Origin of the sequence: Methanobrevibacter sp. (assembly GCF_017940815.1) — an archaeon.
Lineage (GTDB): Archaea > Methanobacteriota > Methanobacteria > Methanobacteriales > Methanobacteriaceae > Methanocatella.
In genome coordinates this window covers 1-9421 of record NZ_JAGAXX010000004.1, presented here as the reverse complement: position 1 = coordinate 9421, position 9421 = coordinate 1, and the positions used below count along the sequence as shown (strand labels likewise).

The following is a 9421-nucleotide window of genomic DNA, read 5'->3' as shown; positions in this document are numbered from 1 at the left end:
CTTCCAAAAAGTATTTCCAAAACACATAAAAAGAACAATGAAAATAGAACAAGGACTTTTAAGCAGATTCATGCTAAAATTAAATCACTGGAACATAAAAAACGAAAAAGAAAAAAATCACACAAGTTTTTGAAAGAGCCATTTTTTTTATTTCATAAAAATTTTTAACTATTCAAATAGATATATAATAATATTATGAAGATTGCAACTATTTTGGGAACAAGGCCGGAAATTATCAAGATGGCTCCAATCATTGATGAAATCTCAAGGAGAGGCATCGATCAAATCGTCTTGCACACTGGCCAACATTACGATAAGGAAATGTCTGAAACTTTTTTTGATGATTTGGAAATCCCTGCCCCTGACTACAACATTCATGTGGGCTCCGGAACCCATGCAAAGCAGACTGCACTGATGATGGAGGGCATTGAAGAGGTTCTCCTAGAGGAAAAGCCGGACATAGTGCTTGTTCAGGGTGACACCAATGCGGTTCTTGCAGGTGCCCTTGTGGCATCCAAAATGCATATTGCAGTGGGTCATGTCGAGGCGGGCCTCAGGTCATTTGACATGACAATGCCTGAAGAGATAAACCGTATAGTTGCAGACGGAGTTTCCACAATGTATTTCGTTCCCACACAGGAATCCGCAATCAACCTTTTGGCAGAAGGCTTTTCAAGAAAGAACCTCTTCATAACCGGCAATACGGTTGTGGATGCATGTCACAGGCATTTGGAAATTGCAAGAAAAAGGGGAATTCAGGAGGAATCCCTTGCAAGGCTTGACATTGGGAATATGGACAATATCCTTACATTGACAATGCACAGGGCGGAAAACGTTGACATTAGGGAGCGTGTGGTCAATATCATTGATGCGTTAAAAGAGTTGACCCAAATGAACATTGTTTTCCCGATACATCCGAGAACCAAAAACACCCTTGAGAAATTCGGGCTGTTCGATGAGCTTAACAATCTGGAACATGTCCACATCATAAAGCCGATTGGTTATCTTGACTTCCTGCAGCTGACTTCAGCCTCAACATTGGTTCTGACCGATTCAGGAGGCCTTCAGGAAGAGGCAATCACACTTGACGTTCCAGCATTGACACTGAGATACAATACAGAACGGCCTGAAACCGTGACTGCCGGTGGAAATATTCTTGTGGGATCAAATAAGGATGCAATATTGAAATATGTAAACATGATTTTGTCAGACAAGGAGTTTGCAGACAGGATGAGAAACGCTCCGAACCCTTACGGCATGGGGGACTCTGCAAAATCAACAGTCGATGCTATTGAGGATTATTATGATAACGGCTTGCTTGATATCGAGGCTCCAGAAGACATCATGTCATCATTCACAAGAAAGATGGCCATGATTGAGGAGGATATTACTGTCGCCGATTTTGAGAGCAAGGAGGATGCGCTGATTCACATGGTCTTTGATGGTGAGAAAATGTGCTTCCCTGCCGACGATTTAAACTTAAATGGGATGATGATTACTTATGATAAAAGAGAATGATTCAATTTTGGTGTTTGAATATTTCACCGCTTCAGGTGAAAAGGACAAATGCATTATTTCAGAAGCGGAAGAATTGATATTTGCACTTCTGGATGACTTGAAAGATTACAATGTTGACTTGGTAATCAACAAGTCATATGAGGGCATTGTAAAGAAATATGATAATGTCAATCCGATTCTGATTGATGAAAACATCATAGGTTGGCTTGAAGGCAATGCTGGCGATTTCAGCAATGCGATTTTCATTGCGGCTGAAAACAACAATAACCTTTACAACATAACCAAGATTCTTGAAGACAACAACGTCAATACATACACCTCCTCAGCGGAGGCTTGCTTTAAATCTTCAGATAAATATGAGACCTATGAATTGCTTCCGAACACAATTCCTCAGCCAAGGTCATTCAGATTCAAGATAGATCCTAAAGGCTATTGGAAAAGGGCAATCGAAAACCTCCATGAAAAGTGGCAGGCCGAAGACCCGTTGACTCCATTGAAGCTAATCATAAAGCCGTTGATGGGAGTTGACTGTGAGGACATAGTTATCATTGAAAACATTGAGGATTTGACCTTGGACTTGGATAAGATTTTCAAGCCAGGCTCCCGTGTGCTCGTTCAGGAGTACATTGATGGGGTTGACATAAGTGTCAGTCTTCTGTCTGACGGCAAAAAGGCAATTCCAATAAGTTTGAATCAACAGTTTGTTGAACTTAAAGGAGATAAGGGCACTTATCTTGGTGGAAAAATACCTTTCGATTCCAAATATAAGGATGAGGCTTTTGAAATTGCAACCAATGCCGTTGAGGCCATGGAAGGTCTGAAGGGATTTGTTGGAGTGGACATGCTAATCAACAATGATGAAAAGGATATCTATTCTGTGTATCTTTTGGAAATCAACTCAAGGTTCACAACACCATATGTTGGCCTGAAGCAGATTTCAAGCATCAACATAGGTGATTCCATAATCAAGTTAATTGACGGCGAATTGAATATTGAAGATTTAGACATTTCTCTGGATGGTGAAGTTGAATTTAGGAAATCTGGAGAATCATTACAAATTAGGAGAATATAATTTATGAAAATTGCAGGATTTGACATAGGCGGAGCAAATACCGACTTGGCGGTAATCGACTTTGAAGACGGTGAGATTAAAAACATCGAGGTCGATTTCGAGTACTTGCCGATGTGGAGCAATAACGATGACTTGTCACAAGTATTGATTGAATTGATTGAAAAGATCTGCCCTGTTTCAGAGATTGATGCTGTGGGTATTTCAATGACTGCAGAGCTTGTGGATGCATATGACACCAAAAAGGACGGAGTTCTTGATGTTGTAAGAAAATGTGAGGACACTTTTGACTGCCCAATCGCATATGTGGGTGTTGATGGAATGCTTTCAAAGGACGAAATAGAGGAAACTCCTTTAAAGGCAGCTGCTGCAAACTGGATTGCAACAGCACAGATTGCAACATTGATTTCAGACAACTGCATATTTATCGACACTGGAAGTACCACAACAGACATCATTCCAATCAAGGACGGCAAGGAATGTGCTATCGGAAAATCCGACTTTGACAGGTCAGCCACTGGTGAGCTGGTCTATACCGGAACATTGAGGACAAATCTTGCAAGCTTCCTGGACAAGGTTGAATTAAACGGCAAGGAATATCGCGTGGCAAGTGAGCTATTCGCACAGACTGCTGATGTCTACATGGTTCTTGACCTGATAAGTGAAAAGGATTACATTTGCGACACTTTCGATGGCGAAGGAAAATCCAAAATCGACTGCGCCCGCAGAATCGCTCGTGTCGTATGTGCAGACTTGGAAATGCTTTCCATGGATGAAATAGTTGAGATGTCCAAGTTCATTCACCAAAAACAAGTCGAACAAATCGCAGATGGCTTAAAACAAGTTCATGAAACCCAAAACCTCGACTTGATTGTCACAACGGGCCTTGGAAAGGATATTCTTGACAGAAGGGCTGCTGAACTTTTAGGTTTGAATGTCAAGTCCATGGGTGATATCTTAACAGATGATGAGTGCACTGTTGCTCCTGCAGTCGGAACAGCAGTAATGATGGAAAAATATTTAAATTAAGAGTTATCATCTCTTAATTCTTTTTTTAATAAAATTAGTACCAAACATCTTTAATTCCGAGCAGGTATGCTCCGGTGTTTGCTATTAGATGTATGATTAATGTCAATACGATTGCTACTATAACAAATAGCCAGTTTAGTTTAATTACTAATGCGACCAATATCAATGCAACAATTAGGAAATCCAATTGATCAAGTAAAGGTGCAGGTTTTCCCCTGCCGATTCCAAGTCTTCTTTTTAGAAAGCTTCCTAACGCATCGCCCAACAACGCTCCAAAACCGAGCAGGAATCCAACAATTATTCCTTGTGGAACGCTTGTCACGATTGGTGTTATTAGGTATTGTCCGATTTCAGGCAATATCATAGGTGCCAAGTGCCCTTGAACTGCTCCGGTGATTATTCCGATTATTGTTCCGGCAATCACTCCTCTCCATGTTACACCGTCGCCTATCCAACGCACTCCTTTTTTGTCAGATTTACCGAAATCAACTGGTAATCCTCCTCCAAATGCCAACGCTCCTCCATTTGAAAAATAAGCTGGTAAAATGAAGTAAAGTGTTGTTAGACATCCAAATAAAAAGATATTTAAGTCCATTAATTTTTCTCCAATCTTATATTAAGTATACTTTGTTTTTAGTAGTATATATATTATTTAATTAAGTTTAAATATGATATTGATTTAAATATATTATATTATGTAAGTTTGTACTAATGATGCAATATTGTTAGTGAAGGTGATTTTCTTGAAGATAAAAGATACTAAAAGTTTATGTCCAGAGTGTGGAAAGCCTCTAGATGCTGAAGTTTATGATGAAGACGGCAAAATCTACATCAAGAAAACTTGTGATGAGCACGGAGAGTTTGTAAACACTTATTGGAGTGATGCTCAATTGTATAATAGGATGGAAGACTTCCTTCCAACCATTACTAAAGTTGAAAACCCTTGTGTGGAAGATGTTAGTGCATGTCCAAGCAATTGCGGATTATGTTCAAAACATGAAACATCAACCGTATTGGGATTGATTGATGTTACAAACAGATGTAACCTAAGATGTCCGGTTTGTTTCGCTAATGCTGCAGTTGCAGGATACAAATACGAACCTACACAAGAGGAAATCAGGCAAATGCTCAAGAACTTAAGAAGCTTAGAGCCTCATCCATGTTCAGCTATCCAATATGCCGGTGGAGAACCTACTGTCAGAAAGGACATTGTTGAACTCGTTAAAATGGCAAAAGAGGAAGGTTTCACTCACGTTCAAATAGCAACCAATGGTATTAGATTGGCTAAAAGGGAAAACTTGGCTGGTGAATTAAAAGCAGCTGGATTGAATACAGTTTACCTTGCTTTTGACGGTGTAACTCCAGAGCCATACATTAACAACAGAGGCAGAGACTTGCTTCCAGACAAGCTCCAAGCTATTGAAAACTGTAGAAAAGTTGGATTAGGAGTTGTGCTCGTTCCTACTTTGGTTAAAGGAATCAATGATCACCAAGTCGGTGAAATCATCAAGTTCGCACTTGACCATAGTGAAAACATCTACGGCGTTAACTTCCAACCGGTATCCTTCGCTGGAAGAACTCCTGCGGACCACGTTGAAGAGCAAAGGATTACCATTCCTGACTTTGTCAAAATCATTGAAGAGGAAACCGACGGTCAGGTTCCTGTAAGTGCATTTTATCCTCCTTCAAGTGTGGAGCCAATTGCTGAATTCATTTCTCTATTGGATGGAGAGGACTCCGCTAAGGTAACCTTAAACTGTCATGAGCACTGTGGTATCGCTACTTATGTCTTCAGGGAAAAGACTGAAGGTCCAGGTATGGACAAATTAATACCTATTACAGATTTCATTGATGTGGAAGACTTATTTGATAAATTGAAAGAATATAATGAAAAGCTTAAAGCAGGTAAATTCGGATCCCGTAAGAGGGTTTTAGCAGGATTGACCCGAAATCTTCCTAAGATGGTTCACCCAAGCAGAACCCCTAAAGACTTGGATATTACAAGAGTACTGTTAAACGTATTCGCCAAAGGGGATTACAACGCTTTAGGAGACTTTTCAAAAGATGCAATGCTCATTTCATGTATGCATTTCATGGACCCATTCAACTTTGATGAGGACAGGGTTAAAAAATGTGTTATCCATTATGCAACCCCTGATGGAAGAATCATTCCATTCTGTACCATGAATTCAATGTACCGTGAAAGCGTAGAGCAAAAATTCGCACAACCTTTAAAATAATTACAGTATAACAAAATCACCCAAACTTATTCTGTATTTGGGGCAATCCCAAATACTTCGTTTTTTTATTAATCAATTTTACAGTGATACTAATGGAAATTATTCAAGGAAAAACATGGACTTTCGGGGAGAATATCGACACTGACGTCATCATTCCCGGAAGATATTTGAGAACATTCAATCCTCAGGATTTGGCTGACCATGTGCTTGAAGGGGAACGTCCTGACTTTACACAAAATGTCCAACAAGGTGACATTATCGTTGCCGATGAAAACTTCGGTTGCGGGTCTTCAAGGGAACAGGCTCCTGTGGCAATTAAAACTGCCGGTGTCAGTGCAATTGTTGCAAAGTCATTTGCAAGAATATTTTATAGAAACGCAATCAATATAGGATTGCCTGTAATCGTTTCCGACATCGAGGCCAAGGATGGGGATGTCATAAGCATAGACTTGTCAAAAGGAACTTTAGTTAACGAAACCACCGGCGAGACAAAAACTTTCGAACCGTTCAAAGAATTTATGTTGAGCATATTGGAAGATGGTGGATTGGTTAACCATTACTTAAATGATTCTGATTAGGGAGGCATGAAAATGGAGTGTCCAATTTGTGGTTCTGATGAAATCGAAATTTTAAATTCAAAACAGAAAACAACCAAAAAGAAATTCACAGAGGAATACTTACTTAAATGTGAGGATTGCGGTCATGTATTCAAGGATGTCGTTTCCTTAAAAAAACCTAAACCTTACAGATTGATTATTTCAGAGCAAGACAAATCTCACAAGACAACTATTGACCTATCTCCAAGTGACGAATTGAGCAATGGGGATGTTTTATTGTCTGACTTGGGTCAGGTTGAAGTGACCAGTATCGAGGTTGGAGACAAAAGGGTCAACAAATCCAAGATTGAGGATATCACCACCATCTGGGCATCATCAGTTGAAATTCCTGCACGTATTGGATTTTCAGTTGACTTGCATGGTGAAGTGGATTCCTATAAGCTTGACCTTGAGAGAAGTTTTGAAATAGCTCCCGGCGATGTTGTCAAAATCGACAAGCATATTGTAAAAGTGCATGTCATTAAGACCCAGGACAGGAAATTGACTTCAGGATTTGCAAAAGCTGGAGTTATCAGAAGGGTTTACTCAAAGCCGGTCAAGTTCAATAACTATGATTACGATTTAACTAAATATATTTTTAAGAAAACCAAATAGAGTGAAAGCAAATGAAAGTATACATTGAATCTTATGGATGTACCTTCAATAAGGCTGATGGACAGATTATTGCAGGGGTATTGCAGGAAAATGATATCGATATTGTAGACTCAATTGAAGAGGCTGACGTTATCATTGTAAACACCTGTTATGTCAAGCTGCCTACTGAAAACAAGGTTGTCTATAAAATCCAAAAGCTTCAAAGTGAATATCCCGACAAGAAAATCATCGTCGGCGGATGCATGGTGGAGATTGATCCTGAAAAACTGGACAAGATTGGTCCCAACTGCTCCTGGATTGGTCCTCATCAGTTGAACAAGTCTGCCGAAATCGTTGAGGGAACATATTGTGGGGAAGTCATTCGTGAAGTGGGATTCTCAAAGGAATCCAAAGTTTGCGTTCCAAAGGTCACAGATGATAGTCTGATTCACATCATTCAAATCTGTGAGGGCTGTTTGGGTGCATGCACCTTCTGCTGCACACGTTTTGCCCGTGGACCATTGAACAGTTATCCTATTGATGACATTGTTCGCGAGGCTCGCGATGCCCTTGACCATGGTGCATGTGAGATTCAGCTGACCGCTCAGGACACTGCTGCATTTGGCCGTGACAGTGGTGAAAAACTATCTGATTTAATTAAAGAAGTGGCTAATTTAGAAGGAGATTTCAGAGTTCGTGTTGGAATGATGCATCCTAAAAACATTTTAAATGATGTTGATGAAATAATCGATGCGATGAAACATCCGAAGGTATATGATTTTATACATTTGCCTGTTCAAACCGGAAGTGACAAGGTTCTCAAGGACATGAGAAGGGGTCACACAATATCCCAATACAAGGAGATCATATCAAAATTCAAGAGTGAAATTCCTGACATTACACTTGCAGTGGACATAATTGTGGGTTATCCAACAGAAAGTGATGATGACTTTGATGAAACTGTGGAACTTCTAAAGGAAATCAAACCAAGTTTAATTCATCTGTCAAAATACCAACATCGGAAAGGTGCAATCTCATCTTCACTGACTGAAATTCCACGCCCTGTAATGAAAAAAAGATCAAAATTTTTATCTGAAATCAAATCACAAATAACCGAGGATGAAAACAAGGAATTGGTGGGAACCACTCAAAAGGTTTTAGTTTTGGAAGAAGGTTCAAAAGGTGGTTTCATTGCTAAAACAGATTCTTATATTCCAGTTATTGTTGATGATGTTGAGTTAGGTACTTTTGTTGATGTAAAGATAACAGAAGCAACCGCAACTTATCTTAAAAGCGAATTATTATAAGATTTATTTTTGATTTTTTATCTTTATTCTTATTTTTATAATCTTATTATTTTTTATCCTTTAAATTTTTGTAATGCCTATATTATTTATCAAATTTTAAAAGTATATTGTATCAGTTATTATGTTATGATATGGGGCATTTATATCCATTTTTACCGATACCTTTATATACTATTGTATACTATCATTTAATTGGAGGTGTAATTATGAGTGAATTACCAATCGCACCAGTCGGTCGTATCTTAAAAAATGCTGGCGCACAAAGAATTAGTGACGATGCAAAAATTGCATTAGCTGAAGCATTAGAAGAAAAAGGTGACGAAATCGCACAAAAAGCTGTAAATTTCGCACGCCACGCTGGTAGAAAAACTGTAAAAGCTGAAGATATCAAATTAGCAATCAAATAGATTCACTAATTGGTTATTTTCAAAAAAAAGCTTTTTAAATAAAAATCTATTGGCCATTTTTCTTGGTCAATTTTTTTTATTTTATTAAAAATTTTATTTTTCACTGCTAGTTCTATTCAACTGAGTAAACTTTATATATTACTTTATACAAACCATAGTATGTTGTATAGGACCGGTGGTCTAGGGGTATGATTCCTCTTTGACGTGGAGGAGATCACGAGTTCGAATCTCGTTCGGTCCATATGCCATGGTAGTTCAGATGGGAGAACGCCAGACTGAAGATCTGGATGTCGCTGGTTCAAGTCCGGCCCATGGCATTCTATTATCTTGTTTTTAAGAAATTTTCATTTTAGCGAATGCTATCTTTATCTTTATAATGCAAGAATACTATGACCTCTTTAGGTCGTGGATGAATTGCACTGTTTTGTGTACTATTTTTTTTTAATAACTTTTATTTTTATTTATTTTGTGTTTTTTTTGGATGTTATTTTTTTTTACATGATTTTTTTTCAGTATACATTTTTTTTTATGTTGATTGTAATATTGTTTTGGGTGTGAAAAATTGTTTTGAGTACGTTATTTGATTACTTTCCAAATGCTCTTGCTCTTTTTTTATATAGAATTAATTTACAAAGGATATGTTGTGCAATATTAATTGTGG

The 9421-nt window shown here is 38.4% G+C and carries 9 protein-coding genes and 2 tRNA genes; 10 read left to right on the top strand and 1 reads right to left on the bottom strand.

Annotated elements, in window-relative coordinates; translation table 11 throughout:
- Positions 1–195: 195 nt before the first annotated feature.
- Genes wecB through ILA26_RS00675 form a run of 3 tightly spaced genes read left to right on the top strand, consistent with a single transcriptional unit; the run spans position 196 to position 3616 of the window.
- A complete protein-coding gene (gene wecB, locus ILA26_RS00685; protein ID WP_292892937.1) occupies positions 196–1518 on the top strand; it encodes a UDP-N-acetylglucosamine 2-epimerase (non-hydrolyzing) in 1323 nt (440 codons plus the stop codon).
- Positions 1502–2590, top strand: coding sequence for an ATP-grasp domain-containing protein (locus tag ILA26_RS00680; protein ID WP_292892935.1), 1089 nt, complete (start codon positions 1502–1504; stop codon positions 2588–2590). Before wecB ends, ILA26_RS00680 begins: the two co-directional genes overlap by 17 nt.
- A 3-nt stretch (positions 2591–2593) precedes the next feature.
- Positions 2594–3616: a hydantoinase/oxoprolinase family protein gene (locus tag ILA26_RS00675; protein WP_292892933.1), complete on the top strand. Its 1023-nt coding sequence runs from the start codon at positions 2594–2596 to the stop codon at positions 3614–3616.
- Between the two features lie 34 nt (positions 3617–3650).
- Here ILA26_RS00675 and ILA26_RS00670 read toward each other — a convergent pair whose 3' ends face one another.
- Complete coding sequence (locus ILA26_RS00670) at positions 3651–4211, bottom strand: CDP-2,3-bis-(O-geranylgeranyl)-sn-glycerol synthase (RefSeq protein WP_292892932.1); 561 nt, start codon at positions 4209–4211, stop codon at positions 3651–3653.
- A 148-nt stretch (positions 4212–4359) separates the two neighbouring features.
- On the opposite strand from ILA26_RS00670, the gene tes reads away from it, so the two are divergent.
- The 7 genes from tes (at position 4360) to ILA26_RS00635 (ending at position 9077) form a co-directional block, all read left to right on the top strand.
- Positions 4360–5856: a tetraether lipid synthase Tes gene (gene tes, locus ILA26_RS00665; RefSeq protein WP_292892930.1), complete on the top strand. Its 1497-nt coding sequence runs from the start codon at positions 4360–4362 to the stop codon at positions 5854–5856.
- A gap of 92 nt (positions 5857–5948) precedes the next feature.
- A complete protein-coding gene (gene hacB, locus ILA26_RS00660) occupies positions 5949–6434 on the top strand; it encodes a homoaconitase small subunit (protein ID WP_292892928.1) in 486 nt (161 codons plus the stop codon).
- Positions 6435–6446: 12 nt separating this feature from the next.
- Positions 6447–7067: an HVO_0476 family zinc finger protein gene (locus ILA26_RS00655; protein ID WP_292892926.1), complete on the top strand. Its 621-nt coding sequence runs from the start codon at positions 6447–6449 to the stop codon at positions 7065–7067.
- Between the two features lie 11 nt (positions 7068–7078).
- Positions 7079–8353, top strand: coding sequence for a tRNA (N(6)-L-threonylcarbamoyladenosine(37)-C(2))-methylthiotransferase (locus tag ILA26_RS00650; protein WP_292892924.1), 1275 nt, complete (start codon positions 7079–7081; stop codon positions 8351–8353).
- A gap of 206 nt (positions 8354–8559) precedes the next feature.
- The gene (locus ILA26_RS00645) at positions 8560–8760 is read left to right on the top strand and encodes a histone family protein (RefSeq protein WP_042691314.1); all 201 of its coding nucleotides are present in this window, start codon (positions 8560–8562) and stop codon (positions 8758–8760) included.
- Positions 8761–8929: 169 nt separating this feature from the next.
- Positions 8930–9001: transfer RNA gene (locus tag ILA26_RS00640), tRNA-Val, on the top strand.
- 3 nt (positions 9002–9004) lie between these two features.
- A tRNA-Phe gene (locus ILA26_RS00635) sits at positions 9005–9077 on the top strand.
- The last annotated feature ends 344 nt before the right edge of the window (positions 9078–9421 follow it).

Bases quoted from the DNA above. Each gene is read 5' to 3' on its own strand.
- wecB (WP_292892937.1), top strand. From the start codon at position 196: ATGAAGATTGCAACTATTTTGGGAACAAGGCCGGAAATTATCAAGATG.
- ILA26_RS00675 (WP_292892933.1), top strand. From the start codon at position 2,594: ATGAAAATTGCAGGATTTGACATAGGCGGAGCAAATACCGACTTGGCG.
- ILA26_RS00650 (WP_292892924.1), top strand. From the start codon at position 7,079: ATGAAAGTATACATTGAATCTTATGGATGTACCTTCAATAAGGCTGAT.
- ILA26_RS00645 (WP_042691314.1), top strand. From the start codon at position 8,560: ATGAGTGAATTACCAATCGCACCAGTCGGTCGTATCTTAAAAAATGCT.
- hacB (WP_292892928.1), top strand. From the start codon at position 5,949: ATGGAAATTATTCAAGGAAAAACATGGACTTTCGGGGAGAATATCGAC.
- ILA26_RS00655 (WP_292892926.1), top strand. From the start codon at position 6,447: ATGGAGTGTCCAATTTGTGGTTCTGATGAAATCGAAATTTTAAATTCA.
- ILA26_RS00680 (WP_292892935.1), top strand. From the start codon at position 1,502: ATGATAAAAGAGAATGATTCAATTTTGGTGTTTGAATATTTCACCGCT.
- ILA26_RS00670 (WP_292892932.1), bottom strand. From the start codon at position 4,211: ATGGACTTAAATATCTTTTTATTTGGATGTCTAACAACACTTTACTTC.